22 protein-coding genes are annotated in these 21259 nt (G+C 56.9%); 4 read left to right on the top strand and 18 right to left on the bottom strand.

The window, feature by feature from the left end; all coding sequences use genetic code 11:
- Positions 1-125: 125 nt before the first annotated feature.
- The 9 genes from AC2FEE_RS12955 to AC2FEE_RS12995 all read right to left on the bottom strand — a co-directional run bounded on the left by AC2FEE_RS12955 (position 126) and on the right by AC2FEE_RS12995 (position 6847).
- Positions 126-1697 carry a GMC family oxidoreductase gene (locus AC2FEE_RS12955; RefSeq protein ID WP_496865743.1) on the bottom strand — a complete coding sequence of 524 codons (1572 nt, stop codon included), beginning with the start codon at positions 1695-1697 and terminating at the stop codon, positions 126-128.
- A 15-nt stretch (positions 1698-1712) separates the two neighbouring features.
- Positions 1713-2234: a Twin-arginine translocation pathway signal gene (locus AC2FEE_RS12960; RefSeq protein ID WP_496865744.1), complete on the bottom strand. Its 522-nt coding sequence runs from the start codon at positions 2232-2234 to the stop codon at positions 1713-1715.
- A 26-nt stretch (positions 2235-2260) separates the two neighbouring features.
- A complete protein-coding gene (locus AC2FEE_RS12965) occupies positions 2261-2656 on the bottom strand; it encodes a VOC family protein (RefSeq protein ID WP_496865745.1) in 396 nt (131 codons plus the stop codon).
- A gap of 104 nt (positions 2657-2760) precedes the next feature.
- Positions 2761-3054 (bottom strand): ribbon-helix-helix domain-containing protein, encoded by a 294-nt coding sequence (locus AC2FEE_RS12970; protein WP_496865746.1) that lies wholly within the window; start codon positions 3052-3054, stop codon positions 2761-2763.
- 235 nt (positions 3055-3289) lie between these two features.
- Positions 3290-3754, bottom strand: coding sequence for a preQ(1) synthase (queF, locus tag AC2FEE_RS12975; RefSeq protein WP_496865747.1), 465 nt, complete (start codon positions 3752-3754; stop codon positions 3290-3292).
- Between the two features lie 15 nt (positions 3755-3769).
- A complete protein-coding gene (gene queE / locus AC2FEE_RS12980; RefSeq protein WP_496865748.1) occupies positions 3770-4480 on the bottom strand; it encodes a 7-carboxy-7-deazaguanine synthase QueE in 711 nt (236 codons plus the stop codon).
- Complete coding sequence (gene queD, locus AC2FEE_RS12985) at positions 4477-4830, bottom strand: 6-carboxytetrahydropterin synthase QueD (protein WP_496865749.1); 354 nt, start codon at positions 4828-4830, stop codon at positions 4477-4479. The genes queE and queD overlap by 4 nt, the downstream gene beginning before the upstream one ends.
- Positions 4830-5531, bottom strand: a complete 702-nt coding sequence (gene queC / locus AC2FEE_RS12990; protein WP_496865750.1) for a 7-cyano-7-deazaguanine synthase QueC — start codon at positions 5529-5531, stop codon at positions 4830-4832. Before queC ends, queD begins: the two co-directional genes overlap by 1 nt.
- A 623-nt stretch (positions 5532-6154) precedes the next feature.
- The gene (locus tag AC2FEE_RS12995) at positions 6155-6847 is read right to left on the bottom strand and encodes a winged helix-turn-helix transcriptional regulator (RefSeq protein WP_496865751.1); all 693 of its coding nucleotides are present in this window, start codon (positions 6845-6847) and stop codon (positions 6155-6157) included.
- Between the two features lie 96 nt (positions 6848-6943).
- Between AC2FEE_RS12995 and AC2FEE_RS13000 the strand changes: the two genes are divergently transcribed.
- Positions 6944-7750, top strand: a complete 807-nt coding sequence (locus AC2FEE_RS13000) for a class I SAM-dependent methyltransferase (RefSeq protein WP_496865752.1) — start codon at positions 6944-6946, stop codon at positions 7748-7750.
- A gap of 77 nt (positions 7751-7827) precedes the next feature.
- Here AC2FEE_RS13000 and AC2FEE_RS13005 read toward each other — a convergent pair whose 3' ends face one another.
- Positions 7828-8682 (bottom strand): DUF1868 domain-containing protein, encoded by an 855-nt coding sequence (locus tag AC2FEE_RS13005; RefSeq protein ID WP_496865753.1) that lies wholly within the window; start codon positions 8680-8682, stop codon positions 7828-7830.
- Here AC2FEE_RS13005 and AC2FEE_RS13010 point away from each other — a divergent pair.
- Complete coding sequence (locus AC2FEE_RS13010; protein WP_496865754.1) at positions 8682-8915, top strand: MerR family transcriptional regulator; 234 nt, start codon at positions 8682-8684, stop codon at positions 8913-8915. The genes AC2FEE_RS13005 and AC2FEE_RS13010 overlap by 1 nt on opposite strands.
- 128 nt (positions 8916-9043) lie before the next feature.
- Positions 9044-9922, top strand: a complete 879-nt coding sequence (locus AC2FEE_RS13015) for a DMT family transporter (RefSeq protein WP_496865755.1) — start codon at positions 9044-9046, stop codon at positions 9920-9922.
- Between the two features lie 91 nt (positions 9923-10013).
- Here the strand turns inward: AC2FEE_RS13015 and AC2FEE_RS13020 are convergent, their stop codons facing one another.
- From AC2FEE_RS13020 to AC2FEE_RS13040, 5 genes are read right to left on the bottom strand one after another with little or no spacing between them, the layout of a single operon-like run.
- Positions 10014-11024: an Ldh family oxidoreductase gene (locus AC2FEE_RS13020; protein ID WP_496865756.1), complete on the bottom strand. Its 1011-nt coding sequence runs from the start codon at positions 11022-11024 to the stop codon at positions 10014-10016.
- A gap of 12 nt (positions 11025-11036) precedes the next feature.
- On the bottom strand, positions 11037-11666 hold the full coding sequence (locus AC2FEE_RS13025; protein WP_496865757.1) for a DUF3726 domain-containing protein: 630 nt from the start codon (positions 11664-11666) through the stop codon (positions 11037-11039).
- Complete coding sequence (locus AC2FEE_RS13030) at positions 11663-13351, bottom strand: hypothetical protein (RefSeq protein WP_496865758.1); 1689 nt, start codon at positions 13349-13351, stop codon at positions 11663-11665. Before AC2FEE_RS13030 ends, AC2FEE_RS13025 begins: the two co-directional genes overlap by 4 nt.
- A complete protein-coding gene (locus tag AC2FEE_RS13035) occupies positions 13323-14330 on the bottom strand; it encodes a membrane dipeptidase (protein WP_496865839.1) in 1008 nt (335 codons plus the stop codon). Before AC2FEE_RS13035 ends, AC2FEE_RS13030 begins: the two co-directional genes overlap by 29 nt.
- The gene (locus AC2FEE_RS13040) at positions 14330-15787 is read right to left on the bottom strand and encodes an aldehyde dehydrogenase family protein (RefSeq protein WP_496865840.1); all 1458 of its coding nucleotides are present in this window, start codon (positions 15785-15787) and stop codon (positions 14330-14332) included. The genes AC2FEE_RS13035 and AC2FEE_RS13040 overlap by 1 nt, the downstream gene beginning before the upstream one ends.
- Before the next feature lie 87 nt (positions 15788-15874).
- On the opposite strand from AC2FEE_RS13040, the gene AC2FEE_RS13045 reads away from it, so the two are divergent.
- Complete coding sequence (locus tag AC2FEE_RS13045; protein ID WP_496865759.1) at positions 15875-16747, top strand: LysR family transcriptional regulator; 873 nt, start codon at positions 15875-15877, stop codon at positions 16745-16747.
- A 166-nt stretch (positions 16748-16913) separates the two neighbouring features.
- Here AC2FEE_RS13045 and AC2FEE_RS13050 read toward each other — a convergent pair whose 3' ends face one another.
- From AC2FEE_RS13050 to AC2FEE_RS13060, 3 genes are all read right to left on the bottom strand, one after another.
- Positions 16914-17912 (bottom strand): isopenicillin N synthase family dioxygenase, encoded by a 999-nt coding sequence (locus AC2FEE_RS13050; RefSeq protein ID WP_496865760.1) that lies wholly within the window; start codon positions 17910-17912, stop codon positions 16914-16916.
- A gap of 491 nt (positions 17913-18403) precedes the next feature.
- A complete protein-coding gene (locus AC2FEE_RS13055; RefSeq protein WP_496865761.1) occupies positions 18404-20218 on the bottom strand; it encodes an ATP-binding protein in 1815 nt (604 codons plus the stop codon).
- Positions 20219-20544: 326 nt separating this feature from the next.
- Positions 20545-21252, bottom strand: coding sequence for a response regulator transcription factor (locus AC2FEE_RS13060; protein ID WP_496865762.1), 708 nt, complete (start codon positions 21250-21252; stop codon positions 20545-20547).
- Positions 21253-21259: the final 7 nt, after the last annotated feature.

Here is a 21259-nt window from a genome sequence, read left to right on the forward strand (position 1 = left end):
CCAGGACTCCCAGTGTTTCCTGCGTCCGCTCGGAGTTGATTTGCGGCGGATAAACTTGGCTATGATACATGCTGTATGGCCCAACTACCGCACGACGGGCCATACAGGTTTCACATGCCTCGACTCTAAAGGTCGCCCGCATTCATTGCATTGGCCAAATGGTCGGCCTGGCGGATGGCCAGTGCCACAATGGTCAATGTCGGATTTTCCGCTGCGCCCGTTGTGAACTGCGAACCGTCCGAGATGAACAGGTTCGGGATGTCATGGGTTTGACCCCACTTGTTGACGACACCATCGCGTGGGTTCTCGGACATACGGTTGGTGCCCAGGTTGTGGGTAGACGGATATGGCGGCGTGGGGAATGTCCGGGTCGCGCCGGCGGCCTCGTAAACGGCCTGACCTTGTTTGTAGGCGTGGTTGCGCATGGCGATGTCATTTGGGTGATCGTCGAAATGCACATTCGCGACCGGCAACCCGTATTGATCCTTCACCTCCATGTTCAGAGTCACACGGTTTGTCTCCTGTGGCATGTCTTCTCCGACAATCCACATACCGGCCATGTTTTCATACCCGTCCAGTGCGGTGGTGAATTCACGCCCCCACGCACCGGGATCAAGGAACGCCGCCATGAACGGAAGGCCGAGTGACAGGGTTTCAAGTTCGTAGCCTCCGACAAACCCGCGGCTCGGGTCGTGTCGCGATTCATCCTGAATGATGCCAGCCATGGTTGTACCGCGCCACATCCGTACGGGCTTGTCGAAAACTGCGTAGACGGACCCGGTCATGTGCCGCATGTAATTGCGCCCGACCTGACCAGAGGTGTTGGCCAATCCGTCCGGAAACATGGACGACGCGGAATTCAGCAACAATCGGGGGCTTTCGAAAGAATTGCCCGCCACGCAAACAACCCGCGCCTTTTGCATCTGAAGGTTGCCGTCTGGGTCAAAATACTCGACGCCCGTTACCTTTCCGGTGTCGTCATGCAGAATGCGGGCCACATGCGCCTTCTCTCGGACTTCCAGATTGCCCGTGGCTTCGCCCTCAGGGATGTCGGTGTAGGCCGCCGACCATTTGGCACCCCACTTGCACCCCTGAAAGCAGAAACCAGTCTGCTGGCACATCTGCCGATCGCGGTTTTCGTCTGAGTTAATCGCCATGCGGCCCGTGTGGACCTGCTCGTAACCCAGTGCCTTGGCGCCCGCCTCGAACACTTTGTAGTTGTTGTTGCCGGGCAGCCCTGGGCGATCGCCGGTCCGTGTCACGCCCAGCTTGTCCTCGGCCTTGGTGTACCAGGGATCTATTTCCGCAGCATCAATGGGCCAGTCCAGCAGGCTTGCACCCTGAACGTCGCCATAAGTGGTTGCCGCCTTCCATTCGTGATCCTGGAACCGCAGCGATGCGCCCGCCCAGTGGGTCGTCGTGCCGCCAACAGCTTTTACGATCCAGGCTGGCAAGCCCGAGAAGTCCTTGGCCACCCGCCAGTCCCCGGACGTGGTGCGGGGGTCCAGCCACGCGAGCTGACCAAAGCTTTCCCATTCGTTATTGATGTAGTCTTCGGGCAGGTATCTGCCGCCAGCTTCCAAAGCTACGACGCTGATGCCTTTCTGCGCCAGTTCATTAGCCAGAACGCCGCCACCGGCGCCGGTTCCAATTATGACAACAACGGTGTCGTCGGTCAGGTCAAAAGGTGCCGTCATGGTGCCTACCTCCGCTTAAAGCCAGTTGATGTCGTCGAAGCCGCGGTCGATGTAACCGCCGAATTTGAATGAAGAGCCTTCGTAACCAAAGATCGGCCAAACCGCTTTCTGGTCGTAAAGCCCTGTGACAAGCCCGCCCCGGATCTGCTGAAAGAACGGGCCGTCCTCGATCCCCCGCAGAATGTCGACCCGATCGCGTTCCCAGCCGACATCCAGATAGCTGGCATATCCCTTTCCCTGAGCCGCCGCATCCAGTGCGGCAATACCGGCCTCGACGCCTTCGGCTGCTTCGGCCGTGTCATAGCCTTTGACCGCAATGACATAAAACTCATCGCCGACCTTGTCGTGCGGATAAATGTCCCGGGCCATCTGGACGAGGGTTGCAAAGGTCTCCGGCTTCAAGGCTTGGGTCTGGGTAGCCCAGGCCGCAGTGCTTGAGGCAAGAAAGCCTGCGCCGACAACAAAAGAAGCCCCCGTCGCCGTTGCGCGGGACAACAGCTGACGCCGTGTGAGTCCCTTCAGGTCCAAGTTGTGCATTTCTGTTTCTCCTCCCATTGTTCTTGTCACTTGAAACGCCCGCTGCGCTCGAGAACCTCGATCTGGTATCCGTCCGGATCCGCGACGAAGAAGAACCGTGCGACCAGTTCACCGGCCGGGGCGAATTCAACGATTTTGCGGGGTTGCAGGCCTTCGGCCTCGAACCTGGCATGTTCGGAAACCAGGTCGTCAACGGACACGGCCAGATGGCCGTAGCCGTCGCCAATGTCGTAAGGTTCTGTCCGATCCTTGTTGATCGTCAGTTCAAGTTCGAAATCGCTCTCGTCATTGCTGAGATACACAAGGGTAAAATCAGGAAAATCAAGCCGGTCGGCGACCTCTAGACCGAAGCCGTTCCTGTAAAACCCGATGGATCGCGCTTCATCCAGAACGCGGATCATGGAATGAATGTTCTTGGCCAAGCCGTTTCTCCCGTCATGTGTTTAATGACAGGGTACAGGGGCGATGGTCGGGTTGGGGTAGTATTGACCTACTACCTGTCGATCGTGACCTTTGTCAGCAGGTGCTACTCGGCAGCGATGCCTGCGGCGTTGTCCGCGTCTTGCATTTCTAGAAACTTGAGACAGGCACAGCGCAGGAGCGAGGTAAAGTTTTCTGGCTCTCCCTGTAGCTCCAGCACCTCGGAATGCAGTTTGGAAATGAAAATCGGCGTGGTCGTCCCTTCGCCTTTCGAGATGTCATCTATGACTGTCCAAAAGGCGTTCTCCAGCCGGATGCTGGTGCTTTGACCGTTCAACCTCAAACTGCGGGTCGTACTTGCATACCGTTCCGGGTCCTGCCCGGCAAAAATCTGGCACATGTTCTCCTCCCCATTCCGCAAAGCCGTTTGGCTCTGTCGTTTCGCGGCAATACTTCGATACTGCGCAACGCCATGCTGTTCATTCAAACAGCACTTGGCTCAAAGTCAAATCAAAGTACGGAGAAGGGGCGTCTGATGCTCGGAGAGTGGCAGATCTTGCGAGAAATGAGGTCGCAACAGAGCTGGGCGGTGAAACACGTTTGGCGCAGCACCGCGCTGTAGTTTTTGTGACTGCTTAGCCGCGTCCGCGATAGGGCGGCACGCCCTGATCGGGAATCCAGACGTAATCGGGGGTGGCTCCGGTTTGCCAGAACACGTCGATGGGAATGCCGCCGCGCGGATACCAGTACCCGCCGATCCGCAGCCACCGCGGGTTCAGGAATTCGACAAGACGGCGGGCGATGGACACGGTGCAATCCTCGTGAAACGCGCCGTGGTTGCGGAACGATCCCAGAAACAGTTTCAGGGATTTCGATTCCACCAGCCAGTCGCCCGGCACATAGTCGATCACTAGATGGGCAAAATCCGGCTGCCCGGTCATCGGGCAGAGCGAGGTGAACTCGGGTGCGGTGAAGCGCACGCAATAGTCGACATCGGCCTGCGGATTCTGTACCCGCTCCAGCTCGGCCACATCGGGCGAGGCCGGCAGTTCGGTTTTCCCGCCCAACTGGGTCAGGTCGCTGTAAATGGTTTCCATCATGTGCTCCTTTCGGGGTCAGACCCCGCGTTTGTTGCCCCATAGCAGGACGTGCAGTTGCGGCAGAACGCGTGGCGTGAACCAGCCATCGGCGGTCACCTTTTCTACCAGCCACAGCAACCGGTCAGACTGGGTTTGCGGATTGACGGGCAGGTCGGGATCGACCTCGGAATTGCCCGGTTGCAGATACAGAGGCAGCGCCGGATAAAGGTCGGCCACGGCGCGAGCCCATTCATAATCAGCCCCATCGAAGATCACGATTTTCATCACCACCTTCGGGCCATCTTGCGCGGCTTCGATACAGGCCGCGAAGGCGTTCCAGTCCACGTCTTCACCGCTCGACGGTGGCTTCGGGCTGAGGACCAGCGTATCCAGATCACCAAACCACGGCTTTGCAATCGACCCTTGGGTTTCGCAGGCAAAGCGGTACCCCTCGACCCGACCCCGCGCGATCAGGGGGGCAAAGTTCTGAATGGCCGGGTTCCCCCCGGACAGTGATACGGTCAGAGGTCGCCCTTTCGACAAGGCGCAAACCCGGTCCCAGACCGCATCCGTGCCCATCGCCGCCCAATCGTGACGAAAGGCGGTATCGACTGCATGCAGGCTGTCACACCAACTGCAGCGATAGTCACAGCCGCCGGTGCGTACAAATACCGTGGGTTCCCCGATTAGCGCGCCTTCGCCCTGAATCGTGGGGCCGAAAATCTCGGCTATGCGCAGGCGGGTCATGGGCGATACTCAGCCCATGTCTTTGGTGTTTCGCTGACCCGAACGGCGGCGGTTTCTGGCCAACGCGCCGCGCACCAGTCATAGAAATGACGTGCCATGTTTTCCGCCGTTGTCAGGAAATTCATCATGTCGTTCAGGTGCTGGTGATCGAAAGTCTCATCGATATAGGTCTTAAACGGCTTCAACTCGCCATAGTCTCGCACGAACCCGTCGGCGTTCAATGCGGGAGCGGCCAATTCTACTTCGACTATATAGTTGTGTCCGTGCATCCGCGCGCATTGATGACCCCCCGGCAAATGGACCAACTGATGTGATGCGGAAAAGTGGAATTCCTTGGTGATCCGATACATCAGGCGATTTCCTTTTGAGCCGTGGCCGCGACCCAGAAACCAGGATCCTCATAAGTGGTTGGGTCCTCGATTCCGGCCAGATGGAAAGCCTCGCGCCGTTCGACACAGGTGCCGCATCGCCCGCAGTGGTGCTCCGCACCTTTGTAGCAGGACCATGTCTGGGCAAAGGGCGTGTCCACGCGGGCACCCTCGGTCACGATGTCGGCCTTGTTGCGATGAACGAACGGGGTAAACAACGACACGTTGGCATAGCCGTCCAGCGCGTGTTTTTGCATTTCCTCAAAGGCCTGCGTGAAGGTTGGACGGCAATCGGAGTAGATGAAGTGATCCCCACCATGCACGGCCGTGGCGATAGCATCGGCGCCGCGCGCGGCTGCCGCCCCAAAGGCAATGGTCAGCATAATGGCGTTGCGATTGGGCACCACGGTCACGCGCATACTGTCCTCGGCATAATGCCCATCAGGCACGTCCACATCATCAGTCAGTGCCGATCCGGTAAGGACCGCCCCGACCGAGCGCAGGTCGATGATGTCATGGGATACACCCAATCGCTGTGCGCAGAGTGCGGCATAGTCCAGCTCTTTTCGGTGGCGTTGGCCATAGTCAAAGGAAATCAAGCCCGCGAGCTGGTGGTCGCGCGCAACCATATGCGCCAGCGACACCGAATCCAGTCCGCCTGAGCAGATTACGATAGTCTTCATGTTTTGAACCCTTGTTTTGTTACCCGGGTAGGCTGCGACCGGGATGCGCCCTGTTATACCCGGGAACCGGGCGTGCCAAGACACATTTGCGCAATGATTGCCCCTTCGGCATCCGAACTGCGGCTAATGGCTCATGTTGCAATTGAAAGTGCGGCGGTTTTAAAGGCCAATGTAACTGAAGGCGCGCATGAGTTTGCCTGCGCACTTATCTAAGACGGTACCGGGGTGATTGTGGGCCACGAGACCCACGCAGCCCAGCTTTTGGAATTGGTTGACGGCAAACCTGTTGTGTATGGGCTTGGCAGCTTTTTCTGGAATACGCCTGACACTTAAGCGAAATACGGTACTCCCGGTTACAGCAAGCCAGCCTTGCTTGTTTTCCGTGACACTGGTGGATACGCGGGTTGTACGATTAGGCGTCACCCGCTTGATACGGGTAGCGTGGCCACCAAGCTCCGGACACGCACAACCTGTCCAGCTGAAGTTTCAGATTTGTAAATGGGCTGAGGACTGTCCTTACCCGCCGAGCGTCATTCTGGTCGGCGAGTTTACCTGTCCGTGGTCCAGTGTGCCGTGAACCGCAAGAGAGGCTGCAGCTTTTCCGGCAACGACAGCTTGGAGCCTCAACAATCAGTTTGACGGCATGAATTGATGGTCGTCAGCGGGCTGAGATTAAGCCATTTGATGAAAGCTCGCTTTGCCCACCCATCACCAAGAATTTCCAGCCTCTGGGTTTCTGTTGCCCTGGATGGGGTGATATCTCCCCTAACGATGTAGATGGCGTCCGGGAGCGTACAGGCCAGGTATAAGTTGACGCCTCCACCAGGGTCCTCGACGCAAAGCTCACACCGCCCATTCCTGTTCAGAAACCACCAATACCGTTTAGCTTTCGTCTGATCGGTTAGTTCCAGCCGAATGAGGCAGCGTTTCGTGCCGAACGCATTGGCATCGGTTGTGCTTTCAAGGCTCCAGACAAGCAATCCCAGGTCGATCTCATGTTCTTTGAGTTGGCGCCTTGTCCATCGTTGCCCCCAGATTCCAAGAGCCTCGACCAGGGGAACAAACTCACGTCCTGCGTCGGTCAGCGCGTAGCCCTGGCGTTTTTCGCCAATATCCTGGCGTGCCACGACCCCCTCTTCGATGAGCCATTTCAACCGGGAAGACAAAAGCGACGGCGACATCAATGGCACGCCGCGCTTCAATTCGGAGTACCTGCGGGGGCCAGTCGCAAGATCGCGGATGATCAGAGCATTCCAGCGCTCGCAAAAGAGCTCAGCCGCCTTGGCGACCGGGCAGAATTGGCCATAGGACTTCATCCTGAGCCACCTGTCCCGTTACTACAGATTTTGGACTATATCCTTTGAACCACAGCGTGTCACTATTGGTCAGAACTCAAAACAAGCGGGTGGATCATGTTGAAAGATGCTGCATCTGCGGGTCAGGTATCGAAAACCGCAGCTGAGATTTACGATGAGTTTTTTGTTCCGGCACTGTTTGGCGAATGGGCAGGACGGTTATGCGAACGTGCTATAATCACCGCGGAAAATGCCGTATTGGATGTTGCCTGCGGTACCGGTGCCACAACACGTGACGCCGTCGCACGGGTTGGTCCGACGGGCCGCGTCGTTGGTCTGGACCGAAATCCGGATATGCTTGACGTGGCGCGCAGGCGTGCCCCTGAAATCGACTGGATTGAGGGCTGTGCCGACGCGCTCCCATTCTCGGGCCGTTCATTTGATGTCGTTCTTTGTCAGTTCGGGCTGATGTTCTTTGACGACAGACGCCAAGCCCTTGAGGAAATGCGGCGCGTGCTGCGACCCGGTGGAAGGATTGCGGTATCCGTCTGGGATGAAGCCGAAAACTCCCTCGGATATGCCCGCATGATCGAGCTGATAGACGAGATGTTCGGCGCGACCGCCGCAAATGCGCTGCGAGCGCCTTTTGTCCTTGGTCGCAAGCAGTCTTTTGTCAGTGTTCTTGGGGAAGGGGGGCTGCAGGACGCTACTGTGACCACCATCACCGGCGCTGCGCGATTTGCATCAATCCGCGAATGGGTTCGCATGGATGTCCGCGGGTGGACTCTGGCCGAGTTCATCGACGATGCCGGGTACGAGGCATTGGTCGCGGAAGCGGAAAATCGGCTCGGACAATTTGCTGCCCAGGACGGATCGGTGGAATTTCCTGCGCCTGCGCATCTGGCTGTGTGGACAACTGAATGAAGCAAGCGCACGAAGCTGTGCAAACGTTGGCGGCCCAAACCGACCGCTTTTTATGCGCGTGCCGTTGAATTGGCTGCTCAGGTATTCAACACTTGGATTTCTTCGAACCGCGTCATGTCTGCAAACTGACAAAAGGCAGGGGCAGTGAGCGGAATGACAGGCGCGGCATCTGCAAGATCTGCAAGGATTGCACTAAGTTCAGTTTCCCAGACGGGCAGCACAGAATCCGGCAGCCACTTGTTTGGGTAGGCAAAGGTCATGTGGTGTCGGTATGCGTCGTGGTTTTCGTGACGATAAGCGAATGGTTCGGTCAGTGCCTCGCGCCAGGCCCGCATCTTCGCCTCGTCTTCTTCGGTGGCACCGTTGAGCGCAAGACCCGCAGGGCTTAAACCTGCCACGCTTACATCAAAACCCGGAGGAGCTTTAAAACCAGCGAGGCGATCGACCATGGCGTCGGTAATGCTGCTTACAGAAGCATCCCGTTCAAGATCACGGGGCCAAGTGTCGGGTGTGCGGCGAGTTTCGACAACCCCTTCGAACACGGTCATGTGCAAGCTTTCGACAGGCGTGAAAAGAAAGCACTCGGCTTCTGGCAATGCCATCATTCTTTTGCGGGCGTCCAGCACTGCCTTGTGAGCCGGGACATCGAAATCAAGATGGCAGACAACGGTGTTGCCCGCCTCGGGAAGGAACTCTTCGGGGTTGTATCGCTGGCCAAGCCGCCGTGGAGGGTCCGAGTTTCTGCTGGCTGCGAATGGTGCCACGTCAATGCTAATAGACAAGGTAAAGCTCCGTTTTTTCAACACCCTATCCGAGGTCTGTTGCAAGGTCATGACCGGATTGAGTTTTGGCACCAGAAAACCCCTTTCGTCGATTGGACTTTTAGCGTGCTCTAACTGGTAAAAAGTGTCTTGGTGGAAAACTCTCTGCAATGAAAACCTGTGAATTCTCCAAGAGTCAGTTCGCTGCTTTACGCGTCGAGGGGGATCACACCGGCCCACAGCGTCAGGCAATACTGGAAACCCATGGAAATAAGGTGCAAGACCGGATCGCGACCTTGGGCGAATGTCTTCACGACCTGGATGCCAAGATCGTCGGCTACGCAGTGCAAGAAGAAGGTTGGCAAAATGACGGATCACAAACGGGTGGCCCCGGCGCGACGTGACAGCGGTATGCGGATCTGGCCGGGATTGGCCGAGATATCGACCAGAAGATGGTAGTCGAGTGGGCGGATACTGCCTCTGCGCGAGGCGTGGCAAAGCAACTCACGCGGTATTCAGAGGCGCATCAACTGTGACATCGCCAAGTCTTGTTAAACTTGCCTTGATTGTTTTCACTGCGGTGACCTTTGTCGTGATCGGTGACACCGCGGGAAAGCTTCTGACCAGCAGCGGTGTCGATCCGGTCGTCGTTGCTTGGTCGCGCTTTGCCCTGGGCGCAATTCTGTTATTGCCATTCAGTGGGCTCTCGGCAAAAGACTTCCCAAGTTTCCGAGACTGGCGTGTTCTGTTGCGGGCGTGTTTTATCACCGGCGGGATTTGCTGCATCCTGACGGCGTTACGAACCGAACCGATTGCCAATGTCTTTGGTGCATTTTTTATCGGGCCGGTAGTGTCATATGTCCTCGCCATCCTGTTTCTGGGCGAAAAGCCGTCGGGCCGCCGCAGCATGCTGCTGGCAATTGGATTCGCTGGGGTAATGCTGGTTGTGAAGCCGGGCTTTGGCGTGTCTTCCGGCATGATTTTCGCGCTTGCAGCCGGTGGATGTTACGGAGCGTTTCTGGTGATGACGCGAACGTTGGCGGGTGCTTATCGGCCCCGGTTCCTGCTGATGTCGCAACTCCTAATTGGTTCGGTGCTACTGTCGCCGCTGGGTCTGACAGCGGAGTTTCCTGTGCCAGACCTCTCGGTCGCTGCGTTGATCCTGTTGAGCGCCGTTGGTTCCGCTGCGGGCAATTACCTGTTGGTGATCGCAAACAAAACCGCCGAGGCCAGCCTCATTGCGCCGTTGGTTTACAGCCAATTGGTGTCTGCAACGGTTCTTGGGATTCTCGTTTTCGGAGATTGGCCGGATGCTTATTCGCTGTCGGGCCTCGTGCTGATTGCGTTTTCCGGGTTTGGGTCGCTGATCCTGCATCAGTCGGACAAATGGGCTTCTGCCGCCAAGGGATGAGTGCTTGGCGGCCAGTCCATGAATCCATATGTTTTCGTGGGCCATGCGGGTCCCGAAAGGTGGCAGAGTGAAATCCCGCCGTACCGATCATCTAGCGCAAGAGCGCCTCAATCCTGGACAGCGTTGCCGTGTTCACTGCGACACCCTCTTTGTGGGCTGCCAGACGTTTAGCCCCACGACCGTCACCGGGCAGATGCGCCCCGTCCTGAGAGCGAATGGACTCTATCAGACCGGCGACACCTGTCTCGAACGATCCTCCGGCCGTCGCGTCCGGGTCTATGGCTATGAAGAACTGGCCAGTTTTCGGCGGACCACCTGCCGTTCCCGAAAATGGCGAGGCATTGATCCCTAATGTGGCCCCGGTCAACGCCGCTGCCAGAACCTCGACCATCAGCGCGACGCCGACACCTTTGTATCCTCCTGACGGTGCCATTGACCCCTTGAGGCCAACCTCGGGATCGGTGGTCGGGTTGCCTTCGGCGTCCAACGCCCAGCCAACCGGGATCGGCTTGCCTTCGCGCGCATGTTTCATGACTTCGCTTTTGGCGATCGTGCTTGCGCTTTGGTCGATCAGCAACGCTGGTTGCCCATCGGTCCCCGGAACCGCGACAGAAAACGGATTGGTGCCCACGACAGGTTTCGAGCCACCGGACGGGGCAATCGAGGCCGGTGCGTTGGTGAACCCCAGCGCGACCAGCCCGGCTTGCGCAAGTCTGTATGTGTGATACCCCAGAACGCCGCAATTGTAGCTGTTCTTGATGGCCAGAACCGCCACGCCCTGTTCACGTGCGGCTGCGATCAGAGCGTCAAACCCCAGAACAACGGCGGAATGGGCAAAGCCGGTTGCGGCATCAACGGTCAATACACCCGGTCTGGGGTGTGACAGTACAGGCTTTGCCAGCCCATCGACCTTACCGCATTGCACATGCTCACAATAGATCGGGATATACGCCAGACCGTGACTTGCGACGCCATCGGCCTCGGTCGCGGCGGTCGCCTGTGCCAGCGGGCGGGCGTTGGCCTCGGATGTTCCGGCCGCGACCAGAGCGCGGAAGGAAAGGTCTTCTATTTCGGCGAGTGTTAGGGTCCGGGTTTCGGTCACTTGGATCTCTCTTCAGTCGTTGTCGGAAAGCCCGGCCCCTGCGCCCAGCAGGCGGGATTCCTCGGTTGCGGGGGCGTAGGTTCGGTGGGCAATTCGGTTCAGAATATCCCAATCTTCCGGCGCGGGCTGCGCGCGCGTTTGCCGGTTGCGCAAGGTCTCGGGCGCAACACCCGGCGAAACGGTGACCCGCCCGGCCGTCTCCGGCAAAATGTCGGGGGCTGCCAGGTGATCGCCATCTGTTTCCGCCAGCGCCCCGTCGATCTCGACGCTTATCCAGCATTGCATAACGTGTGCCGCGTTGGCGGCAAAGGGCAACAGGAGAACCGGCGCAACAACGTCGCTCATCTCGACCGGGCCAGTGTTCAGCAAATAGGCGCTGTCGGATAATAGAGGCCCTGCCGAAAGTGGGCACAAGACGTCATCGCCTCGCCACGGGCCATTAGCCTGCCGGGGACGGTGCGCGGCAAGCTCCGAAGCCAACCCGAGCTTCAATAACCGGGCAAGAGCCCCGGCACCATCCAGACCTTGGACACACAGCCAACGTGCCGCTTTTGACGCCTCTTCCGCCTGTCCCCAGGAATAGCCCGCCCCGCGCGTGGCGCGTTTGGCCGTTGCCTCTACCTCATTCATTGAAAAGCTCATGCGGACACCTCCGGATAAACCCAAAGATCGGCGTTCTCGATGGTCAGTTCCTCGGGGTAAGGCGCTCCGGCATACATGCAAATGCGAACCCAGCGGTCTGAACGCGGATCGAAATGCGTAGCCCCGAAGAACGACAGCTTTGCCCGCAACATGTCGAGGGGCACCACTGCTGCGCTGATCGTGTTGTCACGAATTTCGCCATAAGGTGCGGTTCGGGCCATTTGAGCGCGCCGGACGGTGTGGCGATGTTCCGGGTGACGCAGCAGAAAACTGGCAATTGGCTGGGCTTCGTCCCATTCGCTCAGTGCCGCGTGGGCCGCCGCGGCGTCCCGTGCGGGGGCCAACGGCTGCTCATAGTCCTCAATGGGTTCTTCGAACCGTTCACCCATACGGGGTTCCAGTTTCTCTTCGGACACGTACCAAGCCCGGGCGCAGTTTTCACGGGATACCCAATTCAGATCCAGCGCCCACCCAAAGACGCCCCGGATCAGGTTACGTACTTCGCTGATCGGCATCGCCCCGTCGATCACAAATGCCTCGGCATTGCCGTCAGCCATGCACGAGGCCAGCCCGTCCACGAGATCTCCGTATGATTCAAGGATCAGCGAGGCGAGATATTCCTGCCCTTCTTCGCTGAGTGCGGTTCGCGACCAGCTCACCAGCCGGTCCCAGGGGTGGCTGCCAGTCAAACCGCCCTGGTTCAGGTAATCCGAGATCGCCTGCAGGTCAGCTTTCAACGCCGCCAGTTTTTCGATTTGGATGGGATGGTCAGACCGCCACCAAGTCATCGAAAGCTGACTGCGTTCGAAAATCTGGCGGAAGTGGTCGATCTCGGCAGCAGATGCAGTTTCCACCGAACGGACGCGTGCAATCGCCTCTTCCCGCGCCATAACCCAGTTGTTGAACAGAACGGGATGGTTGACAATGAACGGCGCCATACCGAGACCCGTGGAATTACCAATGCCCAACCAACGGGCAATGTCCGGGTCCAGATTCGCCGCCTGATCGCCGCCTTTGGCGTTGGCCATGTGTTGCACCAGATCCCGCACGAAGGCTCGGGTCAAAAAAACCGACAGCATCTCGGCCTGAAAGGGAGCGCTCGTTTCCGGGCGGTTTGCGATCTTTTCGCGATCAGCTGCTCCAAACTTGCCCGAACCATAGACGGCCGTCGTTCGCATCAGATAACCGACCTGGTATATTCGTTGCTCATCCGGTTGCTGCCCTGCGGCCAGAGCATCAACGACATGTTCCCAAAGCCGGACCGAGCGGTTGGCGCGAGATAAGGACAGTTCGGTCTCACTGACGCGCCCGGCTTCCTGCAAGGGGACGTTTTTCGAAAGACGCTCAATATCCGCCTCGGTCGGGATGCCATCAAACAGGGCGAATGTGGCGTCCCAGGCGTCGGCAATCACACGGTCCGAGCGTTTCTCGGGCGGGAGGTCATGCGCGAAGGCAACCAGCGAATACTCCCTTTCCGGGCCGTGGGCGGTGTAGACCGCAGTGCCGACGCCATTGGCATCAATGTCGAAAACGGGGCGTGAAAACGACCAGTTCTCCTGCGCCATGCGGCGGGTCAGCTGTCGCATGAAGCTCAGACGACATTGGTGTAGTGAACCCAATCGCGATAACCGCATGACGGTGGCGGGGTCTCGTCGGTCAATGTGAATTTGCGCCTGTGTTTCCATTCGGCTTCCCCCGGGCAGCGAAGTTCTCGGCAAAGAACCTGTACCAGTTTCCCCCCATGATACCGGCCACTTCGTCATTGTTCAGACCGGTCGCGCGCAACCCTTGTTCTATATTTCCAAAGTCGCGGTTGTCCCGAAACCATGCTGGCATCGAAGGGAAGCCCGGGTTGCTGGCCGATCCCTCGCCATAGTCGATCTGTTTGGACCAGCGCCCAACCCGCATCCATTCGACAACACTGTCGGGCTGATCCTGACATAAGTCCGTGCCGATCCCGAGATGCTCTGCACCGTATTTCTCAGCCGTACGGGCGATCATCTCGCAAAAGCTGTCCAACGTGCAGTCCGACTTGTCCTTCAGGTGATGAGGATAGATCGAAAATCCCATCATCCCACCGTTTTCGGTCACTGCCTGGATCACCGCATCGCGCTTGTTGCGCAGTGCAGGTGACCACTCATGCGGGTTTGCGTGCGTGATAGCGATCGGGCGTTCAGACAGTTCAGCCGCTTCAATGGTGGACCGGTCTGCCGAGTGACTCATATCTACAACAAGGCCAACACGGTTCATTTCCTTGATCACCTGGCGACCCATGCGGGTGATGCCGGTATCTTCGGCTTCATAACATCCCGTGGCCAGCAGGGATTGATTGTTGTAGGTCAGTTGCATGAACCGGGCGCCCAGTGTGTGCACGATTTCGACCAAGCCTATGTCGTCTTCGATGGGCGACGGATTCTGGAAGCCAAAAAAGATCGCCGTGCGTCCGGTTTCGTGGGCTTTGTCAATGTCGCTGGCCCACAACCCTTTCATGATCAGATCGGGGTATTGCTCGAACCACCGGTTCCATTTTTCAAAGTTCAGAACAGTTTCGCGGAAGTTCTCATGATAGGCGATAGTGACGTGGATTGCGTCCACGCCGCCCTCGCGCAATTGCCGAAAGATCTTCTCGGACCAATTGGCGTATTGCAGCCCGTCGATCCGCATCACACGGGCTTTCCTGCGCTGATATAAGCGGTTTTGACCGTCGTGTAGAACTCGGCCGCGGCCTTACCCTGTTCGCGGGGACCGTAAGAGCTGTCGCCACGTCCTCCGAAAGGCACGTGATAGTCGGTGCCTGCGGTGGGCAGGTTCACAGCCACGACCCCAGTTCGTGCGTTGCGGCGGAAATGCGTGGCGCGGGCCAGGTTTTGCGTGACGATGCCCGAGGTTAGGCCAAAATTGGTGTCGTTGACGGTGGCCAGAGCCTCGTCATAGCTGCCCACCTTGATGACCGAAGTCAGCGGCGCGAACATCTCTTCCAGGTTGATGCGCATGTCGTTGGTGGTGTTCAGGAATACGCCCGGGCTCATGTAGTAGCCATCATGAGGCATGTCCAAGCGCTGGCCACCGCAGGCCAATTCTGCGCCTTCGGACTTGCCCAGATCGACATAAGCGAGGTTCTCAGCCAATTGCTGTGCGCTGACGACAGGCCCCATCTGAGTTCCATCTTCCAGTGCGTGACCCACTTTCATCGCCTTGGCACCTGCCACCAGTTTTTCGACAAAGGCATCATGAACGGAAGCATGGACCACAAGCCGAGAGGATGCCGTGCACTTCTGACCGGTGCCGCCAAAGGCACCACCCAGCGCGAGCGAGACAGCAAGGTCGAGATCGGCATCGTCCATGACGGCCAGCGCATTTTTCGATCCCATTTCCATCTGCACCTTGGTCAGGTTCTGAATGGCCGCCCCGGCGATGCCCTTGCCAACCGGGACAGAGCCGGTGAACGAGATGGCGTTGACCTTGGGGCTTTCCACCAGCCGCTGTCCGATCGACCGGCCCGATCCCATGACAAGGCTGAACAGGCCCTTGGGAATGTCCTGCCGGTTGATGATCTCGGTCAGGGCGACTGCCGAAGCCGGTGTGATGTTGGCAGGTTTCCAAACCACCGCATTGCCGTAGCAAAGCGCCGGGGCAATCTTCCAGGAGGCCGTGGCTGTCGGAAAGTTCCACGGGCTGATGACGGCTACAACGCCGACCGGCTCGCGGCGGACATCGACCTCGATATCGGGGCGCACTGAATCCGCGTTCTCGCCGATTTGGCGCAAACACTCGGCAGCATAGTAGGTGAAGAACTGCCCGGCGCGGAACACTTCGCCTTTGCCCTCGGCCAGCGGTTTACCCTCTTCACGGCTGAGGAGGGTTCCCAACTCTTCGGCGCGGGCCATCAGTTCGGTGCCGATATTCATCAGCACCGCCTGTTTGCGCTCAAGCCCATAAGCCGCCCATTCGGCCTGAGCGATACGCGCCCGATCCAAGGTTGCCTCAAGCTGATCCGCACTGGCCTGCGCAAACTGGCCGATCAGGTCGCTCAGATCCGAAGGATTGCGGTTTTCGATTTCGGTTTCACCGGCCAGCCATTCGCCGGCGATCAGGTTCAGGTTGGTCACAACAGGCCCCATGTCATAATTGGTCTGGCGCAGAATGGACTTTGCGACACGCATCAGTCAAACTCAAACAGCTGAAAGAAGCTTCAGGAAAATTGAAGTATGGCCATCAAGATAGAAATGCTGCGCTGCTTTTGTACGGTCGCGCAAACAGGCAACCTGACCGAAGCTGCCGACCGTTTGGGTCGCACACAATCGGCCGTTTCGATGACGCTCAAGCAGTTTGAGAGCCATTTGGGCAAAAAGCTGTTTGAAGGAGAACGAAAAACCCATCTGTCCGCCCTGGGAGAGCAGGTGTTTGAGATGTCATTGAAACAGGTTCGCCAGTTCGATCAGACGGTGCAGTCTATCGAAGCGGTCGCGGACGCAACCCATGGTCTGATGCGCATAGTGTCGGTTCCGTCGGTCGCCGCGTTGGTCTTTCCTGCGGTTCTTGAACACATGACTTCCTGTTTTCCCGGGTTGAAGGTCGAATTGCGGGACACGGATACGCAACAGGTGCTGGATTCGCTTGTTGAGGGCAAAGCGGACATCGGTATCGCTTCGGGTTTCCATCCATTGAAAGGTACCAAGGCCATTCCCCTGTTCGAGGACCATTTCGGGCTCGTGTGTGCGGCGGATCACCCACTTATCACAAGACCGTCTCCGCCAACTCTGGATGATGTGATGGCCGCCGCATTCGTAAGAAATGCCCTGTGTGATCTCATTCAGACACCGAAGTTTGTGGAGGCGATTGCAGATGCCGATGTCACTATTCACAACACGCATTCGCTCGTCACCATGGTCAGAACGGGCAAGTGGGTGACCGTGCTCCCGCAAACTGTCGCGCGTTTTATTCCAGAAACCACAGCTTTTCGTGCCCTGTCGGACCTGCCTGATAAAAGGCAGGTCTATTTGTACGTTAAGGAAAAAACGCGGTTTCAGGAACTGACGGATGAATGCAGCGCTTTCATCTTAAGCAGAAATTTGGTCTGAGGTGATTAATGAAATATGGGAATTCTGTGGTTTGCCGGATCCGCGGTCGAATAGGTGGCAGAAACTGAAATAAGGCGATGGCCGGAACATCGGGTATTTATTCAAGCTTCTGAACCCCGCCTATTCCGGCCATCGGTTTGATGGGTGCTTTTTTGCACCTCTCTGTTTAAACAGCTTCTTTCAGATGGGCGTAGCTGGCCGCGAAGCGGCCGAACTTATGTGCCCCGCACGTGACGCTTTCATAGCGACGCGGGTTGTTTTCAGAGATGCACGTGTCCAAGGGCGTGAACACCGCTTCATAGTCGGCATCAATGAAGAATGGGATCGAATAACGTTCACGACCCGACGTGTTGATGACGCGGTGCATGTTGGCCAGATAGACATCATTGGTCAGACGCTGGATCAAGTCTCCGATATTGATCACGAAGGTCCCGGGGATCGGAGAACCTTCGACCCAATTGCCTTCGCGGTTCATCACCTGAAGACCGCCAACATTATCCTGTGCAAGAATGGTCAGGTTGCCATAATCGGTATGCGCGCCGATACCGATGATCTTTTCATCTATCATGCCGTTTTGCGGTGGGTAGTGGAGCAGACGCTGGATGCTGATCGGATCATTCATCAGGCTTTCGAAGTGGGTTTCCGGCAGGCCCAAACTCAGCGCGATGCCACCCAGAAGCTGTTTGGACAACGTGACCATTTTCTGGTGATAGCTGTAAACAAGTTCCTGAAATTCCGGCAGCCTGTCCGTCCATTGATTGGGCCCGAAAAATGGGCCCTCCAATGCTTCGCACTCGGGCCCAATATCAAAACACTCTTTCAGGTCCTTGGTCTTGGTCGGATCGGTGTTTTCTCCATAGGGTTCGATGTAGCCGCGCAGCGCCACGTCCGAGTTGCTGACATGCAGCTTCATCTTATCTTTCATCGGCAAGTCGAAGAAACGACGGGTGACGTCGAAGACCTGTTCGACGAAATCCTGCGCGATGCCGTGGTTCTTTACATACATGAAGCCGGCGTTCGACAGTGCCCAGCGAATTTCCTTTGCCACTTTTTGTTTGTCGCTGCCGTCCAGCAGCGGAGCTACGTCGATCAGGGGAAGTTTGTCGAAGGATTCACGCTTTGCTCGCAACTTGTCATCCAGTTGAGCAACGAGATCTTGTGCCATTGGGGTTTTCCATCCTGAGAGAGGCCTGATTGCAGGCGCAACCTGACAGGGCCCGCTCCTTATTCAATATTTCAAAAATTCAGAGACGAGTGAATTGAGATCAACTAACGACATATTGCTGAGCGCCTTCATGGGTCCAAAGATGTATGCGAGAGCTAAAAGAGGTTTAAAATCATGTCGATGATCACGAAGAATGCAAAGTTTGCATACTCAAGAAGGAGTTGGTCGGTTTGCACGCTTTAGTATGCAACATCTGTACCTTTGACTAATGCCTGATTTTTTCTTGTTGGGTTCATTGCGCTCCCCATTCTTGGGGCGTGCGGGGCGTCGCTTTTGACGGCATTTTAAGGGGAGGTCCTGCAGAGCCATGGTGACCCTGTCCCGAAACCAGCCCGTCGGTCTGTGCGCGTCCAAGCATTGACCGGCAAATCTGAAAAAAGGCGGGGGCCTATGCCTGCGCGGAGGAAGGTTGGGTGTTAGTGCGCAACATATCAAGCTGTTCGCTTTTTAAGGTTCTTCAACACAGCCCCACATGAATCGATCAACTCTTTCAACTCGACGCCATAGTTTTCAGTACCACTTTGCAAAAGCGCCTCGACAGATTTTGCCATGTTCGCAAGTTCAGTTTCACCAAAGCTCGACACACTGCCATAAACTCGGTGAACGAGAAACTCTATCCGATCCCGATCACCCTGTTTCTGCGCTTTTTCGAGCTGTGAGTGGCACTCCTCCAATGACTCCCTGAACGCCAGAAAGACCTGCTCCATTTCTTCACCGCTCAAGAACTTGCTGAGGCGCGCCTTGGTGACTTCTGACTGTGAGGATACGTATGGGGTGTCCGAGGGACGTTTCTCGATCGACGCCCGGATCGCACCGTACAGAACACGTTCATCCAACGGCTTGGAGACGACCGCGTCGAAACCTGCTGCTGTATACTCATCAAGATCTTCGGGCATTACGTTCGCAGTTACGGCTATGGTCGCAATCGTCTTTTCGGGCCGCTTGACCTTTGCAATTCCTTTAAGGTCGCGGGCCAGTTGAACGCCCGTCGTATCAGGAAGACGTATATCAGTCAGGATGCAATCAACCTCGTCTGGCCGGAACACCTCTTTCGCGTCACGGCCATTTGCGGCTGCAGTGACTTCATGCCCGTCTCGCTCCAGCAGACTCTTGAGGATTTCCATACTCGTGGGATCGTCTTCGACAATCAGCACATTCTGCTGTGCACCCACAGTAACGGCCATCCCCGCTGCCTCGGATTGAGGCGACGGGGCCGGTGCGGCCTGAAACGGGACTTCTACCCGAAAAACCGTTCCTTCGCCGAGGCTGCTTTTCACGGAGACCTGCCCTTCCAGTGAGGACACAAGTCCGCGCACGATCGAAAGCCCCAGCCCGGTCCCCCCTGTTTTGCGGGAGTCAAAGTTCGATGCTTGCGTGAACGGTTCAAAAATACTGGCAACCTGATCCTCGGGCACACCGATCCCGGTGTCGCTGACTGTGAAGGCCACGGACTGTTTTGATTGCTCAAACGACAAGGTCACCGAGCCCTCTTGGGTGAATTTCACCGCATTCCCAAGCAGGTTCAGCAAGATGTGTCTCAGGTGACCACTATTGCCACTGAGATAAACACCATCGTCGAACTGAGGGATGATCAGTTGCAGATTTTTTGAACGGGCGAGGGGGCGAAGTACGGCCTCCAGATCCTGAAGGATTTCAGACAGGTTGAAAGTTTGAAAAACGAGGTCTTCGGCTTTTTCTTCCAGCCTTGCGATGTTCAGAACGTCATCGATGAGATTTCTCATCGCAAGGCTGGAGCGTTCGATTTCGTCCAGCCTCTGATCCAGCGACGCGCGGTCTTGCGGCGTCAGTTTGATCAGCCGGATATTCCCGACGATGCCGTTCAGCGGTGTACGTAGCTCGTGGCTTGCGGTTGCCAGAAACTGCGATTTTGCTTCATTTGCCTTTTCCGCGTCGTTGCGCGCCTTTTCAAGATAAACGCTTTGAACAAAGTTTGCCCGTAACGTCCTTTCCGAGAAAAACTTTGCATACAGGCCGATCAGAACCACTGAGCAAAGAACAAAGGAAGGACCGATCCAAGTGTCGATGCCGCTGCTGGCGCCGGAATTATCAAAAACCAGATAATAGGATACCGGGACAAAAAGCAGAAGCTGCAGCGCTGCCGAATGGGAAAAAACAAAGGGCAGGAATACAGTGCCCGCCAGGCTGATCAGCGCAAACCGATACAGGAAATCTTTCGACTCATGGTCGCCCGAAAACGCAAACGCGGCCCAGATAACCAGATACATCAAAGACCATCCCGTTGAAATGATGACGGGCAGCGTGCGCGCGGGAAGTTTGTGGGAGAAAAAGAAAAGTCCAAAGATGAAAGAGATGATGAAAAGCCTGGCGCCCCAGACCGCTAGATCCTGCCCAGAAAACGTGCGCGTATGCAGGACAAAGACTTCCAGAAAGGCGAAAACGACGTAGAAAGATGCCCCGAACAACAAAGCCGTTCGGAATTGACCGCGCGTGGATTCGAAATACCACTCGCGGTATTTGCCCTCGACAGTCCTATCAACGAAGTTTTGGGTAAGCGCGTTGATAGGCTCGTCATATATGTATGCGCGCGGCGTCAAGTTCTCACCAGCCCCAGCCGATAGCCGACACCATGGACAGTTGAGATGATTTTGGGTCCATCACACCCGCTCGAAAGCTTTTTCCGAATTTTCGCTACCAATGCGTCGATTGTGCGCTCACCGGCATCATGATCGGGCGACAGAGCAACAGCGTCCAATAGGACGGCGCGGGACAAGACGCGTCCGTTTGCATTGACAATCGCCATCAACACATCGAATTCGGCGCGGGTGAACGGAGTCGTTTCCAGCTGTTCGTTCCACACTTGCCGGGTGTCTAGGTCAATTTCCACTTCGCCAAGGCGCACCCGGGTTTCCCGGCGAGGTGTCGACGCATGGGCATTCGTCCGCCGCAGAACCGCGTTGATACGCGACAAAAGCTCATCAGGATCAAAAGGCTTGGTGAGGTAATCGTCGCCCCCAATGTCCAGCCCGCTGATCTTGTCACTGGCGCTGTCTCTGGAGGAGACAAAAATGATAGGCGGCTGCGCCGATTTCGCCCGCATCGAACGCGCCAGCACCAAGCCGTCTTCGTCCGGCAGCCCCAGATCAAGCAGCGCAATATCTACAGTTTTTGAGGCAAGGATCGTGCGGGCATCAGCGACATTAGACGCCTGCAGGACGCTGAAATGAGGCTTGAGAAGCGCAGACGTCAAAGCGAGCAGTGACGGATCATCTTCTACCAACAGTACATTCAGCTTTTTCAAGGTTCAG

This window comes from Ruegeria sp. YTSC199, from assembly GCF_059609725.1.